The organism is Sagittula sp. S175 (genome assembly GCF_049800975.1).
Lineage (GTDB): Bacteria > Pseudomonadota > Alphaproteobacteria > Rhodobacterales > Rhodobacteraceae > Sagittula.
Window position 1 is genome coordinate 15,851 of sequence record NZ_JBNAGB010000023.1, and the last position, 25,120, is coordinate 40,970.

The window sequence follows — 25,120 nt, forward strand, 5'->3', positions numbered from 1 at the left end:
TCCCGGGGCGCGCCAACCTTTCAGACCGATTGCGCCCAGGCGCCCTTGCGGAACACCGGCACGCGCGAGCCATCCGCCCGCACCCCGTCGATATCCGTCTCCGGCCCGCCGATCATCCAGTCCACATGGATCATCGAGGCATTGCCCCCCTGCGCCGCCACCTGCTCGGCCGTCAGCGACGCCCCGTCGAGGAAGCACTTGGAATAGCACTGGCCCATCGCGATATGGCAGGCCGCGTTCTCGTCAAACAGCGTGTTGTAGAACAAAAGCCCCGTGTCAGAGATCGGAGAGCGATGCGGCACCAGCGCCACCTCGCCCAGCCGCCGCGCACCCTCGTCGCTGTCGATCATGCTTTGCAGCACCGTCTCGCCCGAGGTTGACCGAGCCTCCACCGCGCGCCCGTCCACGAAACGCATCTCGATCTCCTCGATCAGCGCACCGTTGTAGGACAGCGGTTTCGTCGCCCGAACGGTGCCGTTCACCCGATGGGCGTGCGGCGTGGTAAACACCTCCTCGGTCGGGATGTTCGGATTGCATGTCACGCCGTTCTGCGCCGTGGACGCCCCGCCATGCCACTCGTGCCCATCGGCCAGCCCGACCACCAGATCGGTGCCCGGCCCGGTGAAATGCAGCGCATCGAACCGCTCGGCGTTCAGCCATTTCGAGCGCGCTGCCAGCGCCGCGTTATGCTCGGCCCAGGCCGCCACCGGATCGTCCACGCGCACCCGCGACGCGGTAAAGATCGCATCCGCCAGCTTCACGATCGCCTCGTCCTCGGGCAGGTCCGGGAACACCTGCCGCGCCCAGCCCGCCGTGGGCCAGGCCACGATGTTCCAGTTGATGTGAAAGTTGGAAATCTTTTCCAGCGCGGGCTTGTAGGCGATGGAGTTGGCCTTGTTCGCCCGCGCGACCTTGGCCGGGTCTTCCTTGGCCAGCGCCATCGGATCGGCCCCCGCAACAGCCATCCGCGCCGCGCCGTTGCCAAAGGCCTCTGCCATGCCGCGATACATCCAGTCCGCCGCCTTGTCGAAACTCTCGTCCTGCGCATTCTGGAACCGCGCCCGCGCCACCGCGTCATCCGACAGGATCGGCGTCACCACGCCAGCACCTGCACGATAGGCACTGGCCGCGATCTCGCGCACCAGCGGCAGCGCCTCGACCGGCGCCGTCAGAACAAGGTCCTGCCCCGGTTGCAGGTTCAGCCCGACATTCACCGCGACATCGGCAAGGCGGGCAGTCAGGACGGGATCGAGTGTGACGGTCATGGAGGCTCCTGAAACAAGGTCTGTCCCAAGCAACCTGCGAATGCGGGCGGAAAAATCAACCCCGGCCCGCCCCGCGCGCCGCGGAAACTTCAAAAGTTTCCGCCCCGAAGTCTTTCAAAGACTTCGCCCCGGCGCATGAAAAAGGCGGGGTCTCCCCCGCCTTTTCCGTCAACATTTAATGGACGACAGCATCGTCCGGCTTGGGCCGGTTGGTCGCCCCGATCCGGTCGCCGATCAGCAGACCCTCGGCCCCGGCGGACACCGGCACCACGTCGCCGTCCACCACATCGCCAGCCAGCAGCATCTCTGCCAGCGGGTCCTGCAAGGCGCGCTGGATCACGCGCTTCAGCGGGCGGGCACCGAACACCGGATCGTACCCTTCATCCGCCAGCCACTGCTTCGCCCCCTGGTCCAGCTCCAGCCGGATCTTGCGCGCGGCAAGGCGCTTCAGCAGGCGGGCCATCTGGATATCGACGATGCCGTCCATGTCCGCGCGCTTGAGCCGGTCAAAGATGATCGTCTCATCCAGACGGTTCAGGAACTCGGGGCGGAAGTGCGCCCGCACCGCGTCCATCACGTCGCGCTTGGCCTGAGCCGGATCGGACCCGTCGGGCAGCTGCGACAGCGCCTGCGACCCAAGGTTCGACGTCAGCACGATCAGCGTCTGCTTGAAGTCTACGGTCCGGCCCTGACCATCGGTCAGCACACCATCGTCGAGCACCTGCAACAGCACGTTGAACACGTCAGGATGCGCCTTTTCCACCTCGTCGAACAGCACGACCTGGTAGGGACGACGCCGCACGGCCTCGGTCAGGACACCACCCTCGTCGTAGCCGACATAGCCCGGAGGCGCACCGATCAGCCGCGACACGGCGTGTTTCTCCATGAACTCCGACATGTCGATGCGCACCATCGCGTTGTCGTCGTCAAAGAGGAACTCCGCCACGGCCTTCGTCAGCTCGGTCTTGCCGACGCCGGTCGGTCCGAGGAACAGGAACGAGCCCAGCGGCCGGTTCTCGTCGTTCAGACCGGCACGCGCACGCCGCACGGCATTCGCCACCGCCGTCACCGCCTGGTTCTGGCCGACGACCCGACGATGCAGGTTCGCCTCCATGCCCAGCAGCTTCTCGCGCTCGCCTTCCAGCATCTTGCCCGCCGGAATACCGGTCCACCGCTCGACCACCGAGGCGATCTGGTCCGGGCGCACGGCCTCCTCGACCATCACGTCGTCGCCGCCTTCGGCCTCGGCCAGCTTCTTCTCCAGCTCCGGGATCCTGCCGTACTGAAGTTCCCCGGCGCGGGCGTAGTTGCCTTCACGCTTGACGATCTCCAACTCGGCGCGCGCCTGGTCCAGCTGCTCCTTGAGGTCCCGCGACTGGCTGAGTTTGTCACGCTCCGCCTGCCACTGCGCCGTCATGGCGTCGGACTTCTCCTGAAGCTCGGCCAGATCCTTTTCCAGCTTTTCCAGCCGGTCCTTGGACGCCTGGTCATCCTCCAGTTTCAACGCCTCGACCTCGATCTGCTTTTGCAAGATGTCGCGGTCCAGCGCGTCGAGTTCCTCGGGCTTGCTGTCCACTTCCATCCGCAGACGGCTGGCGGCCTCGTCCATCAGGTCGATGGCCTTGTCCGGCAGGAAGCGGTCGGTGATGTAGCGATGCGACAGCGTCGCCGCCGCCACCAGGGCGCTGTCCGAGATCCGCACGCCGTGGTGCAGCTCGTACTTCTCCTTGATGCCGCGCAGGATACTGATGGTGTCCTCGACCGTCGGCTCCTGCACCATGACCGGCTGGAAGCGCCGCGCGAGGGCCGCGTCCTTCTCGACGTGCTTGCGGTACTCATCCAGCGTGGTCGCGCCAACGCAATGCAGCTCCCCGCGCGCCAGCGCCGGTTTCAGCAGGTTCGACGCATCCATCGCGCCATCCGCCTTGCCCGCGCCGACCAGCGTGTGCATCTCGTCGATGAACAGGATGATCTCACCGGCGGCCGAGGTGACCTCCGAGAGGATCGACTTCAGCCGCTCCTCGAACTCGCCGCGGTACTTCGCACCGGCGATCAGCGCGCCCATATCGAGGCTCAGCAACCGCTTGTTAAGGAGCGACTCCGGCACGTCACCGTTGACGATGCGCAGCGCCAGACCCTCGGCAATCGCGGTCTTCCCCACGCCGGGTTCCCCGATCAGCACCGGGTTGTTCTTTGTCCGGCGGGACAGCACCTGCATCGCGCGACGGATTTCCTCGTCCCGACCGATGATCGGGTCGATCTTCCCCTCGCGGGCGCGTTCCGTCAAATCCAAGGTATATTTCTTCAACGCCTCATAGGCATCCTCGGCCGACGCGCTGTCCGCCGTCCGCCCCTTGCGCACGTCGTTGATCGCCGTGTTCAGCCCCTGGGCCGAGACATTCGCCGCATCCAGCGCCTCCTTTGCGGGGGATTTCACCATGGCCAGCGCCATGAGGATCCGCTCCACCGGAACAAAGGAATCGCCTGCCTTCTTGGCAATCTTCTCGGCCTCGTCCAGCACCTTGCCGGTGGCCGAATCCAGGTACACCTGACCGGCATCGCCCGAGACCTTCGGGATCTTTGCCATCTTGGTATCAAGCACTTGCACCACGCGCTTGGCATCGCCGCCCGAGGCAGCGATCAGGTTGGATGCAAGCCCCTGCTCGTCATCCATGAGCGCCTTCAACAGGTGCTCCGGCGCCAGCTTCTGATGGCTTTCACGCATCGCGATCGTCTGCGCGGCCTGAACGAACCCACGCGCACGATCGGTGAATTTCTCCAAGTTCATCTTGGCTCTCCTCTAAAAGCGCCCTTCACGACCACGCCCACCACTGCGGCACGTGGCCCCCTCGGGCCTCGTCCGAAACATGGGCATCCCACGCCCGCCCTTCAAGGGATTTGTTGCGAAAATGCCACGCATGTCGTGCACCATATGTTAAAGGGCGACATGGCAAACATCCTGCAAAACAGAGGCAGAAAATGTATGTCACCAGAATCGAGTTTGCAGGCTTCAAACCAACCCCCAACGGGCCGTTCAGCGGGTCGGTCGTCCTTGTGTCCGAAGACACGCGGATGCAGATCCCGCTGACCATGCCGCGCAGGGTCGAGGTTCAGCACAGCCGCCACCGGCTGCTCCTGCTGGCCGAGGCCCTGCGCAAGGCACGGCGCATCCCGGACTACCGCCAACGCGGACGGCTGCGCTTTGCCCCCGGCGTGCTGCCGCCCGAACTCCGGCGCGCTTGACGTAGCGGGCGCAGGCGGCCACATGGGTGCAAAAGGAGTGCCGCCAGATGACCGCCGAAACCCTGCCCCAATCCAATGACCGCCTGATCGTTGCCCTTGACGTGCCGAACGTCCTGCAAGGCGTCGAGCTGGTGCAGACCCTCGGGGACTCCGTCTCCTTCTACAAGATCGGCCTGGGGATGCTGACCGGCGGCGGGCTGGCGCTGGCCAACGAACTGAAGCAGGAACACGGCAAACGCATCTTCCTCGATATGAAGCTCTTCGACATCGGCGCCACGATCGAGGCGGCGGTGCGCGGTATCGCCCAGTTCGACCTCGATTTCCTGACCGTGCACGGCGACCCCCATGTGATCCGTGCCGCGAAACAAGGCGCGGCGGGCAGCAACACGAAGATCCTCGGCGTGACGATCCTGACCTCGCTGGACCGGGGCGACCTCGACGACTGCATGTATAAGGACGGGCTGATCCCCGACATGGTCACCGAGCGCGCCGGTCGCGCCTTTGACGCCGGGGCCGATGGCATCATCTGCTCGCCGAACGAGGCCGTGATGATCCGCGCGCTGCCCGAGTCCGCCGGTCGGCTCATCGTCACCCCCGGCGTGCGCCCGGTCGGCGCTGACAAGGGCGACCAGAAACGCATCGCCACCCCGGCGCAGGCGATTCGCGACGGTGCCGACCACATCGTCGTGGGCCGCCCGATCCACAAGGCCCTCAGCCCCCGCGCCGCGGCCGAGGCCATCGTGGCCGAGCTCAATTCGCCAGAGGCTCAGCGCGCGCACTGACACCCGCAAAGATTAATCTTCGCCCGACGGCCCCGCAGGACACCCCCTGTGGGGCCTTTTCACATGGCGTCACTATTTAGACATAAACACAAAATACCAATGTCTCAGAGGGACCGCCTACGAAATATAGATCCCCCTCGGAACCAAACCCGCCGCAAGGTGGTTAACAATCTGTAAACGCCAGATAAACGGCGCAACCAAATGGTAACGATTGTTAAGACTGCAAGGGGGCAACCCGTCACGCCTCCGTGTGTGGATAAACTTGTGGGTTAAATGGGCATAAGTTGGCCGACTCATGTGCAACTTCCCGCCAACCCGCTGAATCAGGGGGAAAAGGGCTTTCTGATTTACCCGTGAAACTTTTCCACAGGCTGTTACGTTAATGCATCAGAGCGGCCCAAGACGGGCCAGCAAGGGCAGAAAGGAATACAGGTATGAGCGACATGACTCCGCGCATCCATGACGTCCGTTACAATGCCGTCGAACAGTGTTTCGAGGCTCTGGTCACCCTGCACACCCCCGCCGGGCGCGTGCACGTCGCCAGCCAGTTCACGGCGCCGATCACCACGGACTTCGAAGCCGCCTCGCGCGGGCTTCTCAACACCGCGCTGATGGCGCTGACCGACAAAACTGCGTTGAAATCCCGCCAGTTGCGCCAGCCGATCGTGCCGCCGCGTCGCTCTGGCGCCGAGATGCCGCACGCGGCCTGAGCCGCCAGAATTCGTCCGGCGTGGCTGCTCGTCCGCCTGACACGTCGATGCGCAGCCTTTGTCCCTCGGCTCGCGTATCAGCGCCGGATCCCTCGCTGCCAGAGGGGTCCGGCAGCCCCAAACGGGGCGATCTGCCTGCAGCTCATACGCCTGTATGAGCCTGCCGTCCGGGTCCTCTACTGTCCCCTGAGGTCCGGAATACTGACCGGGGTCTGCCAATTTCAGGCGGCCCCGGTTTTTTCTTGCCCATTCGCCTCAAATGGTCCGCAGATAATTCCCGAGGATCACGCGGAAATGCGGAATCGCATCCTCGGCCTCGACAAACCCCTCGGGCCGCATCGGCTTCCACCCCTGCCCTTCGTCGCCAAACCGGACCCGGTCCACCAGATCGGCGGGGCCATGGGCGGCAAAGAACCACTCCACCCCCTTCGGCGCGTGCCGGATCAGCGCGACCCGCAGCAACTCCACCGGCAGATCCAGCCCCAATTCCTCGCGCAACTCGCGCAAGACACAGGCCTCCGGCGTCTCGCCCGGCTCGCGCAGCCCGCCGGGCAGATCGAGATACCCGGCCCACTCTAGCCCCGGAAGGTCATCGCGGCGAATGACCAGCAGATCGTCCCCCGCGAACAGCATCAGTTTCGCGCCCCGGAAAGCGCGGCGCGCGTCATTCATTGATGTCGGTGGTCCAGATTTTCACCTGCCCCTTGCGCTCTCCGGCCAGCTTGCGGATCACCAGCCAGGCCACCAGCGAGGCCACGGCCCAGACCAGCAGCGCCACCGGCAGCGACATCCCCATGACCAGCAACAAGAGCCCCACGACAAAGGCCCCGACCGCCAGCCCAAGGGCGATGAACCCGGGCGCCGCCACCTCGACGATCAGCAGCACGACGCCAAAGGCGATCCACAGCCACCAGGTATCCCAGCTCATGATTTGCCTCCCCTGAACAGCTTGAACGCGTCGGCAAAGGCGTCGACTGCGTTCGACGGCAGGACGATGGTCTGCGTGCCCCCGCCCTCGGCGATCTTGCGCAGCGCGTCGACCTGCTTCAACGCGACCTCGTATTGCGCTGCCTCGATGCCGCTTTCACGGATCACCTTGGCCACGACGCCGGTTGCATAGGCCTCGGCGTCCGCCGTGATGCGCCGCGCCTCGGCCTCCTGCTTGGCCGCGTACAGCTGCGCGTCGGCGGCCAGTTCCACCGCGCGGCGCTTGCCCTCGGCCTCGGTCACCTGCGCCCGGCGCGCCCGCTCGGCGTTCAACTGCTGCAACATCGCATCCCGCGTCGCCTGGTCGAGGTTCACGTCAAGGATCTCCGCCCGCGTCACCTCGATCCCCCAGTTGTCGACGGCGTCCTCCACCAGCGCCTTGATTTCGGAAATCAGCCGCGAGCGGTTCGACTGCACCTCGTCCAGCTCCATCTTGCCGATCTCGGCGCGCACGATGCCCGCCACGGTCGTGGCAATCGCGGCATCGACGTCACGGATGCGATACACGGTCTTCTCCGGCTCAAGGATGCGGTAAAAAACCGAGGTCTCCACCTCCACCAGCACGTTGTCCAGCGTGATCGCGTCCTGCGAGGCGGTGGGCAACTGCCGTTCCAACACGGAAATCTTGTGCTTCACCTTGTCGAGGAAGGGGATGACAAAGTTGATCCCCGGCCCCAGCACCGCGCGCAGGCGGCCAAACCGCTCCACCACGTGCTTTTCCGACTGCGGCACGATCCGCACGCCAAGGAAGATACAAAGAATGATAAACGCCGCCAGCAGCAGCAGGACAATATTCCCGCCGATGAACTGACCAACAACCTGTTCCGGAGTCATCGAAGTCCCTTTCGTTCAAATATCTGTGAAATACTTAAGCCTTGCCGACGCGCTGCGCCAGATTGTCCGCGCCTTCAGGTCGCGATATTCTGCGCCCATGCCCAGCCTGTGCCGCGATTGCCTGACCACCTTTGACGCCGGCACCCGCTGCCCGGCCTGCGGTCGGCCGCGCGTCATCTCGCACCCGGAACTCTTCGATCTCAGCATCGCGCATATGGACTGCGACGCATTTTACGCCTCGGTCGAGAAACGCGACAACCCCGAGCTTCAATCCAAGCCCGTCATCGTCGGCGGCGGCCGGCGCGGCGTCGTGTCCACCTGCTGTTACATCGCGCGCATTCGCGGCGTGCGCTCGGCCATGCCGATGTTCAAGGCGCTGCAACTCTGCCCCGACGCTGTGGTCGTCAAACCGCGCGGCGCGGTCTACGCCGAGGTCAGCAGCCAGATCCGCGCGCTGATGGAGGAACTGACCCCCGCCATCGAACCACTCTCGCTCGACGAGGCGTTTCTCGACCTCACCGGCACCGCCCGCTTGCACGGCGCACCGCCCGCCGTCATGCTCGCCCGCCTGACGAAACGCATGGCCGAAGAAATCGGCGTCACCGGCTCCATCGGCCTGTCGCACAACAAGTTCCTCGCGAAAATCGCCTCCGACCTCGACAAGCCGCGCGGCTTTGCCGTGATCGGCAAGGCGGAAACGCAATCCTTCCTCACCCCGAAACCCGTACGGATGCTCTGGGGCGTGGGCGAGGCCGGACAAGCCTCGCTGGACCGCGCGGGCATCCGCACCTTTGCCGACCTCCTGCGCTGGGACAAACGCGACCTGATGCACCGCTTCGGGTCGATGGGCGAGCGGCTCTATCACCTCGCACGCGGCGAGGATCACCGCCGCGTCACCCGCAATGCCCCGGTCAAATCCATCTCGAACGAGACCACCTTCAACGAGGACACCTCGGACCCCGACCTGCTGGACGGGCATCTCTGGCGGCTGTCGGAAAAGACCACCGACCGGGCCAAGGCCAAGGGCATGGCGGGCCGCACCGTAACGCTCAAACTCAAGCGCAAGAACTTTACCACGATCACGCGCCGCATGACCCTGCCGGATGCGACGCAGATGGCGGACACGCTGTACCGCAATGCCCGCGCGCTGTTCGATCAGGTGCCAGAGGCAGGCCCGTGGCGGCTGATCGGCGTCGGCCTGTCGGACCTTGTGCCGGACAGCATGGCCGACCGCGTGCCCGACCTGCTGGACCCGCAGGCCGCCACACGGGCCAAGGCCGAGCGCGCCGCCGACGAAATCCGCGCGCGTTTCGGCAATGACGCGATCATGAAGGGCCGGGCGCTGCGCTGAGCGTCTGATCCGTCAGGCCTGCCGCGTAACCCGCTTACGCGCCGCGCCGCATCAATTCGTCTTCTTCGTCGGTCGGATCATAGCCCAGCGCCTCCAACCCGGCTTCGAGGTTGTCCGCCAGATGCGGCGTGCCGATCAGGTAATCCGCCGTGGGCGTGGACGCCTCGGACATCGCGGTGCCATAGGCATCGTCGAATTCCTCCGCCTCGAAGGACCCGCGCCCGATCCACATGATCGCGGTCAGCGCGGCGGCCTCTTCTTCGTCCATCCGGTCGATCAGGCCGCGCAATTCGCCCTCGCCCCGATCCAGTTCGCGCGCCATGAGGATGACTGCCGCCACCTGCCGCACGCTGATCTTGTCGCTGAATTCCATGTCACGCCTCCCATGTCCGAGTCGCCCCCAGCATGGGCGTAAAAGAGGTACGCCACCTTGATCTTAAACAAACGGGGCAATCATCCACCCACCCGCGCCGCGTTTTCGCGCCTATCCGAAAACGCGGTAATACAGCCAGTCCGGCAGGAACTGGCTGCCCCGGAAGACCCAGGAAAACAGCCGCGGAAACGCCTTCTGGAAACCGCCGCCCGACATATGCGCGAAATAGACCTCAGCCGCCTCGTTCGGCTTCATCTTGAACGGCATCCTGAAATCGTTCTTGTCCGTCAGCCGGGTCTCGATGAAACCGGGGTTCAGCAACTGCACTTCGACCCCCGTGCCGCGCAGATCGGCGTAGAGCGATTCCGCCAGCGCCATCACGCCGGACTTCGTCGCCACATAGGCCGCCGCGCCGGGCAGCCCGCGATACCCCGAAAGCGATCCGGTCAGCACGATATGCCCATGCCCCCGCGCAACAAAGCGCGGCACCACCACGCCCACCAGCCGCATCGCGCCGCCCAGGTTCACATCGGCCATCAGGTTGGCGTGCTCCGCTTCCCAGTCCTTTGCGCCAAAGGGCCAGTAGACCGCCGCCAGTTGCACCACACCGTCGATCTCGCCGATCTCGTCGGCGACCCGCGCCAGGGCCTCGGCGTCGGTGATGTCCACCGGCTTCACCTCGGCCTTCGCGGGCAGGTGCTTGGCCACCTCGTTCAGCTTGTCCTCGGACCGGGCCGACAGGATCAGCTCCACGCCCGCGTCGCTCATTTCCCGCGCCAGCGCCGCGCCAAGCCCTTCGCTCGCGCCCACCAGCCAATAGCGTTTGCCTGCCCAATCCCGGCTCATGTCGTCTCCTTTGGTCGGATGACGGCGACCAGTTCAGCCACCTTCAGACCAAACTTCCGAAACTGCGATCGGTTCACCACCGCGCCGTCCGGAGAGAGATACATCCAGTCGGTCGCGCGCAGGACATGGCCGCCCGCGTCCTCGCCCAGTTTCAGCCGATAGCGCATCTGCACCGTCGGCCCGCTGATTCGCCCCCGCGCACCGCCCGGCACATCCGGGGCCTCGGCCCGCAGGGTCATGTCATTGCCCAGCCGCAGCCGCCATTCGCGGTCCTCCACCTGCCCCGAGGCATAGCGGTAGGTCTCCTTCAGCACGCCTTCGTTGCCCTGCCAGATCCCCTGGAAATCCCCGGAAAACCGCGAGGTCACCCGCCCCATCGGCCCGTAGATCACGCCGTCGATCCCCATCTCGCCGCTCAGGTGGTGGCGCGGATCGAACATCTCTCCCGGCGCGTCGAGGTAGTCGCCCGGCCCCTGCGCGCCAAAGGCTGCAAAGCGCCCGCGCGCCCAGACCGGCAACGCCACCATCGCCGCGCCCGCCCCGAACCATGCCGCCATCATGCCGCGTCCCTCCGGTCTTCTGCGCCCGAGACCGTCTCGGCCGGCGGCTCCGGTCGCACCCGGTAGCCTGCGCCTTTCCACCAGAGCTTCAGCGCCTGCCAGTGGATCAGCGCCAGCACACGGCGCGCCCCGAACGGCCTGCGCAGCGCCGACCACAGGATCGCGCCATTGGTCAGCGGTTTGCGCGGCCCGACCAGCGTGGCAATCACCCCGCCGCCTGCGTGATCGAGGTCGATCCAGATGCCCAGCCGATCGTCGCGGATGTCGAAGCGGAAGGTATATCCCCCCTCGATCGGCTGGAACGGCGAGACGTGAAAGACCTTCTGCGCCGCGATCCGGTCCGACGCCCCGATCACCGTCCCGTCCTCCTTCGCACACAGGTAGGAATGCCGGTCGCCAAAGGTGTTCGTCACCTCGGCGATCACCGCCCTCAGCCCCGCGTCGTCATAGGCCAGCCAGAACGACACCGGGTTGAACACATGGCCCAGCAGCCTCGGCTGCGTCAGCAGCATCAGCAGCCCGACCCGCACGCCATAGGCGGCAAAGACCTCACGCGCCCACTCCGGCCCCCGCCCCGCCTTGGGCGCGCCGCCATGGTCCACATCCTGCACCGACATCAGCCCCGCACCATTGCGCGCGAACAGCCCCGGCCCCTCGGCGTCCTCAGCATCCAGCAGCACGTAATCCACCGAATACCGGAACGCATTCTCGACCGAGCCCTTCCGCCCGTGGAACGTATGCGCCGGGACGAAATCGATCATGCCACGGCCCCAAGCTGCCGAGTCCCGATCCCGCGCGCCACCTCCGCCGCGCTCGCCAGCCCGTCCTCGTGGAATCCGTTGCGCATCCACGCGCCGCAGAACCAGGTGTTCCGCGCGCCGTTGAACCCGGCCACCGCCCGCTGCGCCGCCAGCATCCCGGCGTCATAGACCGGGTGATGCAGCACCACCTCGTCATGCACGGCCTCCTCGCGGATCGGCCGGGTGGAGTTCAGCGTCACGAACAGCGGCAGCGCCTCGGGGATCGGTTGCAGGCAGTTCATCCAATAGGTCAGATCGATGGCCTCCGACGTCTTGTCCGCCGCCTCGCAGTAATTCCACGACGCCCAGCAGGCCCGCCGCGTCGGCATCAGGCTCTCGTCCGAATGCAGCACCACCTTGTTCGGCTGGTACTTCACCCGCTCCAGTGCCGCGCGTTCCTGCCCGTCCGCATCCTCCAGCAGGCGCAGCGAAATATCCCCATGCGTGGCAAAGACCACCTCGTCGAACCGCTCCCACGCGCCCCTGGACCGCACCAGCGCGCCGCTGGCATCGCGCCGCACGGCCTCCACCGGGACGCCCTCGCGCAGGCCGACGCCCTGCCGCTGCAACGCCCCCCGCAGGCGCGAGACATACTCGATCGACCCGCCCTTGACCGTGTACCACTGGTGCTGGCCGGTATGGCTCAACAGCGCATGGTTCTCGAAGAACCGCACCAAGGCGTGCGCCGGGAAATCGAGGATCTTCTCAAGCGGAGTCGACCAGATCGCCCCGGACAGCGGCAACAGGTAGTAGTCCCGGAACCAATCGCCGGTCCCCAACACCCGCAGGAATTCGCGCAGCGACAGGCTCTCGTCCTGCGCCACCTCGACGGCCCGCGCGTTGAACCGCATCACATCGCGCAGCATCCCCCAGTACTGCGGCTTCAACGCGTTCCGCTTCTGGGCAAAGATCGCCGACAGGTCGCGCAGCCCGTATTCCAGCCCGCCCTTCAGCGACGCGGAAAAGCTCATGTCCGACTTCACCACCGGCACGTCCAGCCGCTCGAACAGGTCGGCCAGCAGCGGATAATTAGCGTAGTTGAACACGATGAATCCCGTGTCCACCGGCTGCCCCATCACCATCCGCGTACGGGCATGACCGCCCAGCCGTCCCTCTGCCTCGAACAACACCACCTCGTGCTGATCGCCCAGCATATGCGCCGCCCCCATGCCGGAGATACCGCCACCGATGACGGCAATCCGGCGACGCGGGGCGGGGCTTTGTTCGAACGGCATGGCGTGGTCCTTCTGCTTGTCTCACCTAGGGTTACGCGCCACACGCCAGACCGGATGACTCAGCGCGAAAAATTTTTGATCCAGCCCGCGCGCCCCCGCGTATGCTGGGCATGTACACCGCATTCCGACAAACCGACGCTTGCGACGCCCTGCCCCTTGCCGCCCCCCCGCGCGTCAGGCCATCATTGGTGTCAAAGCCAAAGGCAAAACCGGTGACATCCGAAAACCCCGACGACAAAACCCGGGAAAACGCCACATGGGCCGCGCTCCTGATCCGCATCCGCGATCACCGGGACGAAGCCGCCTTTGCCGCCCTTTTCCGCCACTTCGCCCCCCGCCTGAAGGGCTTCCTCATCCGCTCCGGCGCCGATGCCGCACAGGCCGAGGAACTGGTGCAGGAGGTGATGACAACTGCATGGCGCAAGGCCGCGCTGTTCGATCCCACCCGCGCGTCGGCGGCGACGTGGCTGTTCACCATCGCCCGCAACAAGCGGATCGACCTGATCCGCCGCACAAGGCGCCCCGAACCCGAGGACCTGCCTTGGGGCCCGGAACCAGACCCCGATCCCGCCGCCCTCGTCGGGCTGCAACAGGAAACCGAATACCTCGGTCAGGCGCTTGCCGCCCTGCCCGAAAAGCAACGTGACCTCGTACAAAAGGCCTATTTCGGCGAGATGACGCACAGCGAAATCGCCGAAGCCACCGGCCTGCCCCTTGGCACGATCAAATCCCGCCTACGGCTCGCGCTGGACCGCCTGCGTCATGCCATGGATACGAAAGACGCGCGATGACCGACACCATGCCCAACCCGAAACACCACCTGACCGAAGAGCTCCTGATGGGCTACGCCGCCGGCACCCTGCCCGAGGCGGTGAACCTGATCGTGGCCTCTCATGTCTCGCTCTGCGACACCTGCCGCGCGGCGGTCGAGGCGCACGAGACCGTGGGCGGCGCGCTGCTTGAAGACGTGACCGAGGCCCCCTTGGCCCACGACGCCCTGTCCCGCGCCATGGCCACGATCCACGGCACAGCGCCCGACGCACGCCCCATCGTCCTGCCCTCCGACCCGGTCGTACCCGGCCCGTTGGCCGATTACATCGGCGCGCTGGACAAGGTGCGCTGGCGTCCCTTGGGCATGGGGGTGAAGCAGGCCATTCTCGACACCTCGCCCGAGGCGACGGCACGTCTGCTGTTCATCCCCGCAGGCGTCGCCGTGCCGGACCACTCGCACAAGGGGCTGGAACTGACGCTGGTGCTTCAGGGCGCGTTCTCTGACGAGGATGGCCATTTCGCGCGCGGCGACATCGAGGTCGCCGATCCCACCGTGAACCACATGCCCGTGGCCGACATTTCTGAGGATTGCATCTGCCTCGCCGTCACCGACGCGCCCTTGCGGTTCAACTCCTTCCTGCCTCGGCTGCTTCAGCCGATTTTCCGGATCTGACTGCTTCAGCCGATTTTCCGAATCTGATCCTGCCGCTTCGGGCCTTCTCCTCTCAAACCCGCCCGGACCGGACAGCCGCCCCCGCCACCTTCCCGGCGGGGGCTTTTTCGTGCCGTTAACCGCTTGTGACGCAAGGTCAGGCCGCAAAGGTTAACAACCGGCCGGAAAACCGGGCCAAACCGGCCGGTTCATCCCTTACAAACCGTACACCTGTTTTACGATTTCCTTCCGCCTTGTGGTCCGCGCCCGCCGCACCACAAGATAAGGGCGCCCGATCTGCATCGGACGCCCTCTTAACTCTACCGTTCTGCGCGTTAATCCGGGGCCCCGCCCCGATAGTTAACGCCCCCGGTTTCAGTGCTTTTTCTGCTTCGGCGGCATCAGGTCGGTGATTGTGCCTTCGAACATCTCGGCGGCAAAGTTCACCGTCTCCGACAGGGTCGGATGCGGGTGAATCGTGTGCCCCAGATCGACCGCATCGGCCCCCATCTCGATGGCCAGCGCCACCTCGGCGATCAGGTCCCCGGCGTTCGGACCGACGATGCATCCACCCACAACCCGTTGATCTTGCGGATCAAACAGCAGCTTGGTCATGCCCTCGGACCGACCCAGCGACAGCGACCGCCCCGACGCGGCCCAAGGGAACACGCCCTTCTCGACCTTGATGCCCTCGGCCTTGGCCTGCGTCTCCGTCACGCCGACCCAGGCGACCTCGGGATCGGTATAAGCGACCGAGGGAATCACCTTCGCATCGAAGTGCCGCTTCTCACCGGCGCAGACCTCTGCCGCGACCTTGCCTTCGTGCACCGCCTTATGCGCCAACATGGGCTGCCCCACCACGTCACCGATGGCGAAAATGTGTTGCACACCAGTACGTTGCTGGCTGTCCACCGCGATGAAGCCACGCTCGTCCACGGCCACGCCAGCAGCCTCTGCGGCGATCTTCTTGCCGTTGGGACGCCGCCCTACGGCCACCAGTACCTTGTCGAAACGATCCTTGAAGCTTTCGCCCTTATCGTCCTCGAAGGTCACATGCAGCCCATCTTCCTGCGCCTCGACCGCGGTCACCTTGGTCTTGAGGAAGATGTTCTCGTAACGACCTTTTATGCGCTGCATCAAGGGTTTGACCACGTCCTTGTCGGCACCCGGAATGATCTGGTCCATCAGTTCGACAACCGTGATCCGCGACCCCAAGGCATCGTAAACACAGGCCATTTCCAGCCCGATGATACCACCGCCCAGCACCAGCAGGCGCTCGGGCACGTCCATCAGCTCCAGCGCGCCGGTCGAATCGATCACGCGCGGGTCGTCATGCGGGATGAACGGCAGCGTCACCGGCTCGGACCCGGCCGCGATGATGCACTTGTCAAAGCTGACCGACGTGCCATCCACGTCCAGCATGTTCGGCCCGGTGAACTTGCCGAAACCTTTGACAACCTTCACCTTTCGCGCCTTCGCCAGACCGTCCAGACCGCCCGTCAGCTTGCCGACAACGCTGTCCTTGAAGTCGCGCAGCCCATCCAGATCGACCTCCGGCTTGCCGAATTTCAGCCCGTGATGGGCGACTTCTTCGGCCTCGGTGATGACCTTCGCCATGTGCAGCAGCGCCTTGGACGGTATGCAGCCCACGTTCAGGCACACGCCGCCAAGGGTCGAATCCTTCTCCACCAGAACAACGCTCTGACCAAGGTCCGCCGCGCGGAACGCCGCCGTGTAACCGCCGGGGCCAGAGCCCAGCACCACCACGTCCGCGTGCACGTCGCCCTTGCCCGTGGCCGTGCCACTGGCCTCGATCGCCTTGGGCGCCTCGGCCTTGGGCGCGTCCTTTGGAGTTTCCTCAGCGGCATCCGCTGCTTCGGCCCCTTCCAGCACGACGATCACGTCGCCCATCGACACCTTGTCGCCTTCGGAAACCTTGATTTCCTTGACCTTTCCGGCGGCGGGCGAGGGCACTTCCATGGTCGCCTTGTCGCTTTCCAGCTCGATCAGCGCGTCCTCGGCGGCGACGGTGTCACCGACCGAGACCAGCACCGTGACCACCGGAACGTTCTTGAAATCACCGATATCGGGAACTTTCACATCCATGTCGGTCACCACATCAGCTTGCGCATGTCACCAAGGAGCGTCTTCAGCGTCACGCAGAAGCGTGCCGCCAAGGCCCCATCGATGGCGCGATGGTCATAGGACAGCGACAGCGGCTGCATAAGGCGCGGTTCGAACTCCGACCCGTTCCAGACCGGGGCCATCTTGGACCGTGTCAGGCCCAGGATCGCCACCTCCGGCGCGTTCACGATCGGGGTAAACGACGTGCCACCGATGCCACCCAGCGACGAGATGGTAAACGTCGCGCCCTGCATGTCCTTGGATTTCAGCGACCCCTCGCGCGCCGCGCTGGACAGCTCCATCAGGTCCTTGGAAATCTCCACCAGACCCTTGCGATCCGCGTCCTTGATGACCGGCACAACAAGGCCATTTGGCGTATCGGCCGCAAAGCCAATATTGTAGTAACCTTTACGAATTAGCTTTTCGCCATCCGGATGGATCGAAGAGTTGACTTCCCAGTGCTGTTTCAGCGCCGACACCGACGCCTTGATGACGAAGGACAGCAACGTCACACGATAACCATCCTGCTTGGCCTGCGTGTCCATCTCCTTGCGGTACTGGTCCAGCTCGGTGATGTCGGCCTCGTCATTGTGGGTGACATGCGGAATGTTCAACCATGAACGATGCAGCGCCGGGCCAGAGATCTTCTTGATCCGCGGCATCTCCACGTCTTCGATTGGGCCGAATTTCGAGAAATCTACGGCGGGGATCGGCGGGATGCCCATGCCGCCCTGAACCGTGCCACCCGACGCCGGGGCTGCCACGGTTTTCAGCGCCTTTTCAACATCTTCGCGCAGGATACGACCCTTGCGGCCCGACCCGTTGATGGTGTTCAGATCGACCTCGACCCGGCGGGCGAAGGCGCGGACCGACGGCGAGGCGTGGACCTTGGAGAAGCCCGCGTCCATCACCGGCGCAGGCGCGGCCTTCGGGGCTTCCTTGGGCGCCTCCTGCTTCGGCGCTTCGGCCTTCGGCTCTTCCTTCGGCGCATCGCCCGTGTCCGCCGCGTCGATCACCAGAACCACAGACCCTTCAGAGACCTTGTCCCCTTCGGCGACCTTGATTTCCTTCACGACGCCCGCATGAGAGGAAGGAACCTCCATGGTTGCCTTGTCGGATTCCAGCTCGATGATGGCGTCCTCGACGGCGATCGTGTCACCCACGGACACAAGCACCGTCACAACCGGCACGTCCTTGAAGTCGCCGATATCGGGGACCTTAACTTCAGTCGTCATAATGTTTTTCCTCCTGTCCCCGTCAAACCAAACGCGGGTTCGGCTTGCCGCCGTCGATGTCGTATTTCTTCAGTGCCGCCTCGAGATCCTTCTCGCCCACCACGCCCTCGCGGTAGAGGTCGACCATGGCCGCCGCCGCGATATGGTTGGCATCGACCTCGAAGAAGCGCCGCAGGTTCACCCGGCTGTCGGAACGGCCAAAGCCGTCCGTCCCCAGCACGGTAAACCGCTGCTTGACCGCGCCGCGCACCTGCTCGGCGTAGTTCTTCATGTAGTCGGTCGCGACGATCACCGGCCCCTGTGCGTTTGCGAGGGTCTGCGTCACGTAAGGCACGCGCTCCTCCGCGAAGGGATTCAGGCGATTGTGCCGCTCGCAGTCCTGATAATCGCGGGCCAGTTCGTTGAACGAGGTCGCCGACCAGATGTCCGAGGTGACGCCGAAGTCCTTCTCCAGCATCTCGGCCGCCTTGATCGCCTGCACGAGGATCGTGCCGGAGCCCATCAGGTTGACGTGCTTTTTCGCCGGTTTCTCGGCGCGGCGCATCCGGTAGAGGCCCTTGATGATGCCCTCTTCGGCGCCCATCGGCATTTCCGGGTGGTGGTAGTTCTCGTTCATCAGCGTCAGGTAGAAGAACACGTCCTCCTGGTTCTTGAACATGCGTTCAAGCCCGTGCTGCACGATCACCGCGACTTCGTAAGAGAACGTCGGATCGTAGCTGACACAGTTCGGGATCGTGCCCGCGAGGATGTGGGAGTGCCCGTCCTCGTGCTGCAAGCCCTCACCGTTCAGCGTGGTCCGCCCCGCCGTGCCGCCAAGCATGAAGCCGCGCGCACGCGAGTCGCCCGCCGCCCAGGCAAGGTCACCGATCCGCTGGAAGCCGAACATCGAGTAGTAGATGTAGAACGGGATCATCGGCACGCCGTGGGTGCTGTAGGACGTCGCCGCAGCGATCCAGTCCGCCATGGCGCCCGCTTCGTTGATGCCTTCCTGAAGCACCTGACCGTCCGCGGATTCCTTGTAGTAGGACATCTGCTCGCGGTCTTCGGGCGTGTATTGCTGGCCCAGCGGGTTGTAGATGCCGACCGAGCGGAACAGCCCCTCCATGCCAAAGGTGCGCGATTCATCGGGGACGATCGGCACGACCTGCTTGCCCACCTTCTTGTCGCGCAAAAGCGTGGTCAGGATGCGGACAAAAGCCATGGTGGTCGAGAATTCCCGATCTCCGCTGTCCTGCAATTCCTTCTTGAAGGCCTCCAGCGCCGGCACCTCCAGAGAGGGCGCGTCAGTGAACCGCTTCGGGAAGGCGCCACCCAACTCCTTGCGCCGCTCGGCCAGGTAAGCCTTTTGCGCGTTGTTCAGGCTGACGAAGGGGATGTCCTTTTCCAGTTCCTCGTCGGTGACCGGGATCTTGAAGCGGTCGCGCATCGCCTTCAGCTGGTCCAGCTGCATCTTCTTCTGCTGGTGCGTGGTGTTCTGGCCTTCGCCAGCGGTGCCCATGCCGTAGCCCTTGACCGTCTTCACCAGGATCAGCGTCGGCTGGCCCTCGGCCTCGGTCGCGCGCTTGAAGGCGTTGTAGACCTTCTTGGGGTCATGGCCGCCACGGCGCAGCGCCCAGATCTGGTCGTCGGTCCAGTCCTTCACCAGCTCGGCGGTCTCCGGGTACTTGCCGAAGAAATGCTTGCGGATATAGGCGCCGTCCTTGGATTTGAAGGTTTGGTAATCGCCGTCGATGGTCTCGTCCATCAACTGGCGCAGCTTGCCCGAGGTGTCCTGCTCCAGCAGTTCATCCCAGCCCTTGCCCCAGAGCAGCTTGATGACGTCCCAGCCGGAGCCACGGAAGTTGCCCTCCAGTTCCTGCACGATCTTCGAGTTGCCGCGCACCGGGCCGTCGAGGCGTTGCAGGTTGCAGTTCACCACGAAAATCAGGTTGTCCAGCTTCTCGCGTGCCGCGAGGTGGATCGCGCCGAGCGATTCCGGTTCGTCCATCTCGCCATCGCCGAGGAAGGCCCAGACCTTGCGGTCGGACTTCTCGATCAGGCCCCGGTTCTCCATGTATTTCATGAAGCGCGCCTGGTAGATCGCCATCAACGGGCCGAGGCCCATGGAGACGGTCGGGAACTGCCAGTAATCCGGCATCAGCCAGGGGTGCGGGTAGGACGACAGGCCCTTGCCGGAGACCTCGGAGCGGAACTCCTTCAGCTGCTCCTCGGAGATGCGGCCCTCCATGAAGGAGCGCGCGTAGATGCCGGGGATCACGTGGCCCTGAAAGAACACCAGGTCGCCGCCGTGGATAGCGGATTTCGACCGCCAGAAGTGGTTCAGACCGACGTCATACAGCGCCGCCGACGACGCGAAAGAAGCGATATGTCCGCCGTATTCGCTGCTTTCCTTGTTGCGCTTCACCACGGTCGCCATGGCGTTCCAGCGGTTGATGGTGCGGATGCGCCATTCCATCTCGTGGTCGCCGGGGATCTCGACCTCGTCATCGGGAGAGATAGTGTTCTGGTAGGGCGTGGTCGCCGAGAAGGGCAGTTTCGCCCCGGCCGCCCGCGCCCGCTGCACGGCCTTGTCCAGCAAGAAGTGCGCCCGGTCGGCGCCGTCGCGTTCGATCACATCCTCGATGGCTTCCTGCCATTCCTGGGACTCGACCGGATCCATGTCCTGGGGAGCGTCTTTCATATGTCCTCTTCCCTCCTGTCGGCTCGCCTTCGCCGCACCGCGGCAATGGTTGAGCGTTAAACCATTTTCGATAAGGGCGGTGCTCTCCTCCCGCGCTGCGGTAATGGTAGCACGATCTTCCCTTGGTTAAAGGCGGGTCTAACAGGGGGGGCGACGTGGCGGCAGAAGGGTAAGCGCATAACCTCCATGCGCTGAACGCATAGCTCCGCAGGCGCACCCTGTCAATTTAGTTCAATGGTAAACTAATCGACGCGTTGATCAGCACGCAGCACGGCGACAGCGGGGCGATGATCCTCCGCCAGTTCCTCAAAATCGAAATTATCCAGCCGTCGCGCACGCTTACCGGCCTTGTCGGCGCTGATCTTGATCTCTTCGATATCCTTGGCAGCTTGGCCGAAATGGCGGTCCAGGTTGGCAACGCGGGCGCTCAATCGGTCCACATCGCCGTACAAAGCATGCAACTCGCGCCGGATCGCCCCGGCTTGCGCCCGCATTCGCGCATCCTTGAGAATCGCCCGCATGGTGTTCAGCGTCGCCATGCATGTGGTCGGCGACACGATCCAGACCCGCGCCGCGAATCCCTCGCGTACCACGTCAGGGAAGTTCGCGTGCAGCTCGGCGTAGACCGCCTCGGAGGGCAGGAACATCAGCGCGCCGTCCGCTGTTTCACCCTCGATGATATAGCGGTCCGAGATGTCGCGGATGTGCTTCCTGACCGACAGCCGGAACGCCTGCGCGGCGCGGGCCAGCTGTTCCTGCGTCTCAGCCCGGCGCAGTGCCTCGTATCCCTCCAGCGGGAATTTCGCGTCCACCACGATCGGCCCCGGCGGGTTGGGCAGGTGGATCAGGCAATCCGCCCGCCGCCCGTTCGACAGCGTCGCCTGCAGGGTAAAACTGTCCGAGGGCAGCGCCTTTCCCACGATATCGGTCAGTTGGATCTCGCCAAATGCACCGCGCGTCTGCTTGTTCGACAGGATGTCCTGCAACGACAGCACGTCGGACGACAGCTTGGTGATATTGGACTGTGCCTTGTCGATGGCTTGCAGCCGCTCCTGCAACTCGCCAAGCGAATGCGCCGTGCGCCGCGCCGTGCCATGCAGGGTCTCGTTCATGCGCGCCTGCACTTCGGCGAGGCGCGTCTCCATTACCTGCAACATGGCGGACTGGCTGTTGGCCTGCATCTCGGACACGTGGTGCAAACCGCCCGCCAGCCGTTCCTGCCCATCGGACAGTTGCTGCACCCGCCCGGCCACGCCGCGCATCTGCTGCGCCAACAAATCCGCCGACCGCGCCGCACGCCCCGAGGCGCGCACCCCCGAAACCAGCAGGAACAGCAACACCAAGGCCCCGACCAGCGCCGCCAGGGTCAACGGATCGTTCAGGTTCAGCGTCACGCCGCCCACGGTCATGTGCGCCCGAACAGCCGTTCGATGTCGGACAGTTTCAGCTCCACGTAGGTGGGCCGCCCGTGGTTGCATTGGCCGGAATGCGGCGTCGCCTCCATCTCTCGCAGGAGCGCGTTCATCTCTTCGGCGCGCATCACGCGGCCCGAGCGGATGGAACCATGGCAGGCCACGCGGCTGAGGATCGCCTCGATCTTTTCCTGCACGAGGTGGGTTTCGCCCATGTCGTCCAGTTCATCAAGGATGTCCCGGATCAGCCCCTGTGAGTCCACCTCGCCCAATATCGCGGGCGTCTCGCGCACCGCGATGGCCCCGGCACCGAAGGGTTCGATGCTCAGCCCCATGCGCGACAGGTCATCCGCCACCGCCAGCAAGCGGCCCGCGTCATCCACGGACAGGTCCACCACGTCAGGGATCAACAGCGCCTGCGCGGCGACGCCATTCTCGGCCATCTGCTTCTTCAGCTTTTCATAGACGAGCCGCTCATGCGCCGCGTGCTGGTCGACGATGACCACGCCGTCCTCGGTCTGGGCGAAGATGTAGTTCTCGTGCACCTGCCCGCGCGCCGCCCCGAGCGGCCGCTGCGCGTAATCTTCGCGCGGGGCCTCGGCCACGGGTTCCACCACGCGGCCAGAATAGCTGCCGCCGAGATCGGCAAACCCCGTCGGCTGCGGCGCCTGCTGGTACGGCGGCACCGGCTGGTAGTCAGGCGCCTGCATCCGGTAGGCCGCCGTCCGCGCCCCCAGCGAGGGGCGGTCCATATGGTAGACGCGCGGCCCGACAGGTTCAGGTCGCATCGCGCCCAAGGTCGCCTCGGCCACGGTCGAAGACGCCCGGTGCCCGGCAGTGGCCAAGGCATGCCTCAGCGACGTCACGATCAGCCCGCGCACCAGACCGGGATCGCGAAAGCGCACCTCGGACTTCGCCGGGTGCACGTTCACGTCCACCTTGTGCGGGTCGCAATCGACAAACAGTGCAACGGCAGGATGGCGGTCACGCGAGAGGAAGTCCTGATAGGCCCCGCGCAGCGCCCCGATCAGCGTCTTGTCCCGCACGGGGCGCCCGTTGACGAACAGGTGCTGCGCCACGGAGGTGCCACGCGAATAGGTCGGCAGGGCGGCATAGCCCGTCAGGCGGACCCCTTCGCGCTCGGCGTCAATGGGCAGGGCGTTCTCGGTGAACTCGGCGCCCATGACGCGGGACAGCCGTCCGCGCAGGGCATCGAACAGATCGCCCTGTTCCGGCTCGACACGGAAGCTGACCCGGTCATTTCCACCCGACACATCGCGCAGGGTGAATCCCACCGAGGGTTCGGCCATGGCGAGGCGTTTCACGGTATCCGCAATCGCCTGCATCTCTGCCCGGTCGCTGCGCAGGAATTTCAGCCGCGCTGGCGTGGCGTAGAACAGGTCGCGCAGGGTGACCACGGTTCCACCGTTCAGCGCACAGGGCTTTGCCGCGCCCATGCGCCCGCCCTCGACCGACAGTTCCACCGCGTCGAAGCCACGCGCGCGGCTTTGAAGCGTCAGCCGGGCGACCGCCCCCAGTGAAGGCAGCGCCTCACCGCGGAAGCCAAAGGAGTGAATGTTCAGCAGGTCCGACCCGTCGATCTTGGACGTGGCGTGCCGCGACAGCGCCAGCGGCAGGTCTTCGGCGGTCATGCCGCAACCGTCATCCGTGACCCGGATCAGGGTCTTTCCCCCGTCGGCAATCTCGATCCCGACTCGGCGCGCACCCGCGTCGATGGCGTTCTCAACCAGCTCCTTTACGGCAGAGGCAGGCCGTTCCACCACCTCGCCCGCGGCGATACGGTTAATGGCGGCCTCGTCCAGTTGCCGGATCGTTGGGCGCATGTTGGGGTCATGAGTGTTCATGCCACCAGACCTAGCAAAACGCGTTTGATTCTGAAACCAAATGTCCACATGTGCGTTCGGAGCACAGTATGAGTTATTAATGAAAGATATGTACCATTGTCGCATGTACGGCGAAACAATCTTGCGTTAACGTTTGAGTGGTAACGCGAACATATGGAGTCACGAATGCTTGTCCCCCTGATCACCTTCGAAACGATCCAGGCCATCTACGGCGAAGCTTTTGCAAATGCGTGGTTCAAGCCGGTTTCGCTCGTAAAGCGCTGATGTACTCACCGCACAGGTCACGTCTCTAGGATGTGACCCAGCGAAGCTCCATCGGGAGGCCAGATTAGTTCCTCCCTTGAGCCAGCGAGACACGCTGGCATGCGTGGTTGTAATAAGCGGTCCAAGCTCGCGACAACAAATGGCGCTTTTTCGAATTCACGCCGGAACCCTCCTCCGTAACGCACGTTACATTCCCTGATCGGAATACAAATCCGCAGGAGGAGCACATGTTCACCCGCACAAGCCCATCGACCGGCCCCGGTTCGCCCGAGGTGACCGGGTTTTACGAATCCGCCACCGGATCGATCATGTACGTAGCGGCCTGCCCTGAGACGAAGCAGGCAGCGCTGATCGACGTGGTACTCGATTTCGATCCCGAAGCTGCCCGCACACGCACAGATTCTGCCAAAGAGGTTCTGAACTTCGTGCGCGACAAGGGGCTTACCGTGGCGTGGATCCTCGACACGCACCCGCACGCCGATCACCTGATGGCATCAAGCTGGCTCAAGGCGCAAACCAACGCTCCCAATGCGATTGGCGCAAAGGTCGCCGAAATCGCAGAACTGTGGCGCGACATTTACCATTTGCCGGATGCCTTTGATGTAGAAAGCGACTTTGATCGTCTGTTTGTCGACGGGGAGAGCTTCCGCTTTGGCAACGTCGATGTGCGTGTGATGCTCTCCCCCGGACATACCTTGGGCTCCATAACCTATGTCATGGGCGATGCCGCTTTCGTTCATGACACCTTCATGCATGTTGATGTCGGCACCTCACGCGCTGATTTCCCGGGCGGTTCATCCAAGGACCTGTGGAATTCGCTGCAGGCAATACTCGCCTTACCAGACGAGACCAGGCTCTTCGTTGGTCACGATTACCCACCGGTAAAGAACCGCGAGGATCCGGCTTGGGAAGCGACGGTGGAGGAGCACCGCGCCAGTAACCCACACATCGCGGGCAAATCCGAGGACGAATTCCGCAAGCTTCGGGACGACCGGGACGCGACGCTTGCCCTGCCGGATCGGATGCTTCACGCGCTGCAGGTGAACCTCCGTGCCGGACGCCTTGCGCCTGTCGAGGAAGACGGCCACTTCTACTTCAAGATACCCGCGAACAAATTCTGAGGAGACGCGA

Annotated in this window: 21 protein-coding genes and 1 pseudogene; 7 read left to right on the forward strand and 15 right to left on the reverse strand. The window is 64.5% G+C overall.

From position 1 onward, the window contains the following. Positions 1 to 20: 20 nt before the first annotated feature. Both ACP16H_RS21290 and clpB read right to left on the reverse strand, forming a co-directional pair. Positions 21 to 1,265, reverse strand: coding sequence for an aminopeptidase (locus tag ACP16H_RS21290; protein ID WP_425074246.1), 1,245 nt, complete (start codon positions 1,263 to 1,265; stop codon positions 21 to 23). A 175-nt stretch (positions 1,266 to 1,440) separates the two neighbouring features. Next, a complete protein-coding gene (gene clpB / locus ACP16H_RS21295; RefSeq protein WP_425074247.1) occupies positions 1,441 to 4,053 on the reverse strand; it encodes an ATP-dependent chaperone ClpB in 2,613 nt (870 codons plus the stop codon). Positions 4,054 to 4,244: 191 nt separating this feature from the next. Here clpB and ACP16H_RS21300 point away from each other — a divergent pair, with 191 nt between their 5' ends. The 3 genes from ACP16H_RS21300 (at position 4,245) to ACP16H_RS21310 (ending at position 6,000) form a co-directional block, all read left to right on the forward strand. Next, on the forward strand, positions 4,245 to 4,508 hold the full coding sequence (locus ACP16H_RS21300) for a hypothetical protein (RefSeq protein WP_425074248.1): 264 nt from the start codon (positions 4,245 to 4,247) through the stop codon (positions 4,506 to 4,508). Between the two features lie 47 nt (positions 4,509 to 4,555). Continuing rightward, complete coding sequence (gene pyrF, locus ACP16H_RS21305) at positions 4,556 to 5,290, forward strand: orotidine-5'-phosphate decarboxylase (protein WP_425074249.1); 735 nt, start codon at positions 4,556 to 4,558, stop codon at positions 5,288 to 5,290. Between the two features lie 434 nt (positions 5,291 to 5,724). Then, complete coding sequence (locus ACP16H_RS21310; protein ID WP_425074250.1) at positions 5,725 to 6,000, forward strand: hypothetical protein; 276 nt, start codon at positions 5,725 to 5,727, stop codon at positions 5,998 to 6,000. A 255-nt stretch (positions 6,001 to 6,255) separates the two neighbouring features. On the opposite strand, the gene ACP16H_RS21315 is transcribed toward ACP16H_RS21310, so the two are convergent. From ACP16H_RS21315 to ACP16H_RS21325, 3 genes are read right to left on the reverse strand one after another with little or no spacing between them, the layout of a single operon-like run. Next, the gene (locus tag ACP16H_RS21315) at positions 6,256 to 6,672 is read right to left on the reverse strand and encodes an NUDIX domain-containing protein (protein WP_425074251.1); all 417 of its coding nucleotides are present in this window, start codon (positions 6,670 to 6,672) and stop codon (positions 6,256 to 6,258) included. Next, positions 6,665 to 6,928, reverse strand: coding sequence for an NfeD family protein (locus ACP16H_RS21320; RefSeq protein WP_425074252.1), 264 nt, complete (start codon positions 6,926 to 6,928; stop codon positions 6,665 to 6,667). The genes ACP16H_RS21315 and ACP16H_RS21320 overlap by 8 nt, the downstream gene beginning before the upstream one ends. Continuing rightward, entirely contained in the window at positions 6,925 to 7,821 is an 897-nt protein-coding gene (locus ACP16H_RS21325) for an SPFH domain-containing protein (RefSeq protein ID WP_425074253.1), read from the reverse strand. Before ACP16H_RS21325 ends, ACP16H_RS21320 begins: the two co-directional genes overlap by 4 nt. Before the next feature lie 97 nt (positions 7,822 to 7,918). Between ACP16H_RS21325 and ACP16H_RS21330 the strand changes: the two genes are divergently transcribed. Continuing rightward, a complete protein-coding gene (locus tag ACP16H_RS21330) occupies positions 7,919 to 9,172 on the forward strand; it encodes a DNA polymerase IV (RefSeq protein WP_425074254.1) in 1,254 nt (417 codons plus the stop codon). Between the two features lie 34 nt (positions 9,173 to 9,206). On the opposite strand, the gene ACP16H_RS21335 is transcribed toward ACP16H_RS21330, so the two are convergent. The 5 genes and pseudogenes from ACP16H_RS21335 to ACP16H_RS21355 all read right to left on the reverse strand — a co-directional run. Beyond that, positions 9,207 to 9,545, reverse strand: a complete 339-nt coding sequence (locus tag ACP16H_RS21335) for a DUF3775 domain-containing protein (protein WP_425074255.1) — start codon at positions 9,543 to 9,545, stop codon at positions 9,207 to 9,209. 111 nt (positions 9,546 to 9,656) lie between these two features. Next, entirely contained in the window at positions 9,657 to 10,391 is a 735-nt protein-coding gene (locus ACP16H_RS21340) for an SDR family NAD(P)-dependent oxidoreductase (protein WP_425074256.1), read from the reverse strand. Continuing rightward, a complete protein-coding gene (locus ACP16H_RS21345) occupies positions 10,388 to 10,951 on the reverse strand; it encodes a DUF3833 family protein (protein WP_425074257.1) in 564 nt (187 codons plus the stop codon). The genes ACP16H_RS21340 and ACP16H_RS21345 overlap by 4 nt, the downstream gene beginning before the upstream one ends. Further along, positions 10,948 to 11,712, reverse strand: coding sequence for a DUF1365 domain-containing protein (locus ACP16H_RS21350; RefSeq protein WP_425074258.1), 765 nt, complete (start codon positions 11,710 to 11,712; stop codon positions 10,948 to 10,950). The genes ACP16H_RS21345 and ACP16H_RS21350 overlap by 4 nt, the downstream gene beginning before the upstream one ends. A 443-nt stretch (positions 11,713 to 12,155) precedes the next feature. Next, a pseudogene (locus ACP16H_RS21355) lies at positions 12,156 to 12,986 on the reverse strand (NAD(P)/FAD-dependent oxidoreductase); the annotation flags it as partial. Positions 12,987 to 13,198: 212 nt separating this feature from the next. Between ACP16H_RS21355 and ACP16H_RS21360 the strand changes: the two are divergent. Beyond that, on the forward strand, positions 13,199 to 13,777 hold the full coding sequence (locus ACP16H_RS21360; protein WP_425074259.1) for a sigma-70 family RNA polymerase sigma factor: 579 nt from the start codon (positions 13,199 to 13,201) through the stop codon (positions 13,775 to 13,777). Continuing rightward, positions 13,774 to 14,430: a ChrR family anti-sigma-E factor gene (locus tag ACP16H_RS21365; RefSeq protein WP_425074260.1), complete on the forward strand. Its 657-nt coding sequence runs from the start codon at positions 13,774 to 13,776 to the stop codon at positions 14,428 to 14,430. The genes ACP16H_RS21360 and ACP16H_RS21365 overlap by 4 nt, the downstream gene beginning before the upstream one ends. Before the next feature lie 354 nt (positions 14,431 to 14,784). Here the strand turns inward: ACP16H_RS21365 and lpdA are convergent, their stop codons facing one another. The 5 genes from lpdA to mutL form a co-directional block, all read right to left on the reverse strand. Further along, positions 14,785 to 16,515: a dihydrolipoyl dehydrogenase gene (gene lpdA / locus ACP16H_RS21370; RefSeq protein WP_425074261.1), complete on the reverse strand. Its 1,731-nt coding sequence runs from the start codon at positions 16,513 to 16,515 to the stop codon at positions 14,785 to 14,787. A gap of 5 nt (positions 16,516 to 16,520) precedes the next feature. Beyond that, a complete protein-coding gene (locus ACP16H_RS21375; RefSeq protein WP_425074262.1) occupies positions 16,521 to 17,768 on the reverse strand; it encodes a 2-oxo acid dehydrogenase subunit E2 in 1,248 nt (415 codons plus the stop codon). A gap of 22 nt (positions 17,769 to 17,790) precedes the next feature. Then, a complete protein-coding gene (gene aceE, locus ACP16H_RS21380) occupies positions 17,791 to 20,448 on the reverse strand; it encodes a pyruvate dehydrogenase (acetyl-transferring), homodimeric type (RefSeq protein ID WP_425074263.1) in 2,658 nt (885 codons plus the stop codon). 242 nt (positions 20,449 to 20,690) lie between these two features. Further along, positions 20,691 to 21,857, reverse strand: coding sequence for a DNA recombination protein RmuC (locus tag ACP16H_RS21385; protein WP_425074264.1), 1,167 nt, complete (start codon positions 21,855 to 21,857; stop codon positions 20,691 to 20,693). Further along, on the reverse strand, positions 21,854 to 23,725 hold the full coding sequence (gene mutL / locus ACP16H_RS21390; protein ID WP_425074265.1) for a DNA mismatch repair endonuclease MutL: 1,872 nt from the start codon (positions 23,723 to 23,725) through the stop codon (positions 21,854 to 21,856). The genes ACP16H_RS21385 and mutL overlap by 4 nt, the downstream gene beginning before the upstream one ends. Positions 23,726 to 24,216: 491 nt before the next feature. Here mutL and ACP16H_RS21395 point away from each other — a divergent pair, with 491 nt between their 5' ends. Next, positions 24,217 to 25,110: an MBL fold metallo-hydrolase gene (locus ACP16H_RS21395; protein WP_425074266.1), complete on the forward strand. Its 894-nt coding sequence runs from the start codon at positions 24,217 to 24,219 to the stop codon at positions 25,108 to 25,110. Positions 25,111 to 25,120 lie beyond the last annotated feature (10 nt).

Excerpts from the sequence above, each read along its gene's own strand:
- ACP16H_RS21290 (WP_425074246.1), bottom strand. The coding sequence starts at position 1,265 with ATGACCGTCACACTCGATCCCGTCCTGACTGCCCGCCTTGCCGATGTC.
- clpB (WP_425074247.1), bottom strand. The coding sequence starts at position 4,053 with ATGAACTTGGAGAAATTCACCGATCGTGCGCGTGGGTTCGTTCAGGCC.
- ACP16H_RS21300 (WP_425074248.1), top strand. The coding sequence starts at position 4,245 with ATGTATGTCACCAGAATCGAGTTTGCAGGCTTCAAACCAACCCCCAAC.
- pyrF (WP_425074249.1), top strand. The coding sequence starts at position 4,556 with ATGACCGCCGAAACCCTGCCCCAATCCAATGACCGCCTGATCGTTGCC.
- ACP16H_RS21310 (WP_425074250.1), top strand. The coding sequence starts at position 5,725 with ATGAGCGACATGACTCCGCGCATCCATGACGTCCGTTACAATGCCGTC.
- ACP16H_RS21315 (WP_425074251.1), bottom strand. The coding sequence starts at position 6,672 with ATGAATGACGCGCGCCGCGCTTTCCGGGGCGCGAAACTGATGCTGTTC.
- ACP16H_RS21320 (WP_425074252.1), bottom strand. The coding sequence starts at position 6,928 with ATGAGCTGGGATACCTGGTGGCTGTGGATCGCCTTTGGCGTCGTGCTG.
- ACP16H_RS21325 (WP_425074253.1), bottom strand. The coding sequence starts at position 7,821 with ATGACTCCGGAACAGGTTGTTGGTCAGTTCATCGGCGGGAATATTGTC.
- ACP16H_RS21330 (WP_425074254.1), top strand. The coding sequence starts at position 7,919 with ATGCCCAGCCTGTGCCGCGATTGCCTGACCACCTTTGACGCCGGCACC.
- ACP16H_RS21335 (WP_425074255.1), bottom strand. The coding sequence starts at position 9,545 with ATGGAATTCAGCGACAAGATCAGCGTGCGGCAGGTGGCGGCAGTCATC.
- ACP16H_RS21340 (WP_425074256.1), bottom strand. The coding sequence starts at position 10,391 with ATGAGCCGGGATTGGGCAGGCAAACGCTATTGGCTGGTGGGCGCGAGC.
- ACP16H_RS21345 (WP_425074257.1), bottom strand. The coding sequence starts at position 10,951 with ATGATGGCGGCATGGTTCGGGGCGGGCGCGGCGATGGTGGCGTTGCCG.
- ACP16H_RS21350 (WP_425074258.1), bottom strand. The coding sequence starts at position 11,712 with ATGATCGATTTCGTCCCGGCGCATACGTTCCACGGGCGGAAGGGCTCG.
- ACP16H_RS21365 (WP_425074260.1), top strand. The coding sequence starts at position 13,774 with ATGACCGACACCATGCCCAACCCGAAACACCACCTGACCGAAGAGCTC.
- lpdA (WP_425074261.1), bottom strand. The coding sequence starts at position 16,515 with ATGGATGTGAAAGTTCCCGATATCGGTGATTTCAAGAACGTTCCGGTG.
- ACP16H_RS21375 (WP_425074262.1), bottom strand. The coding sequence starts at position 17,768 with ATGACGACTGAAGTTAAGGTCCCCGATATCGGCGACTTCAAGGACGTG.
- aceE (WP_425074263.1), bottom strand. The coding sequence starts at position 20,448 with ATGAAAGACGCTCCCCAGGACATGGATCCGGTCGAGTCCCAGGAATGG.
- ACP16H_RS21385 (WP_425074264.1), bottom strand. The coding sequence starts at position 21,857 with ATGACCGTGGGCGGCGTGACGCTGAACCTGAACGATCCGTTGACCCTG.
- mutL (WP_425074265.1), bottom strand. The coding sequence starts at position 23,725 with ATGAACACTCATGACCCCAACATGCGCCCAACGATCCGGCAACTGGAC.
- ACP16H_RS21395 (WP_425074266.1), top strand. The coding sequence starts at position 24,217 with ATGTTCACCCGCACAAGCCCATCGACCGGCCCCGGTTCGCCCGAGGTG.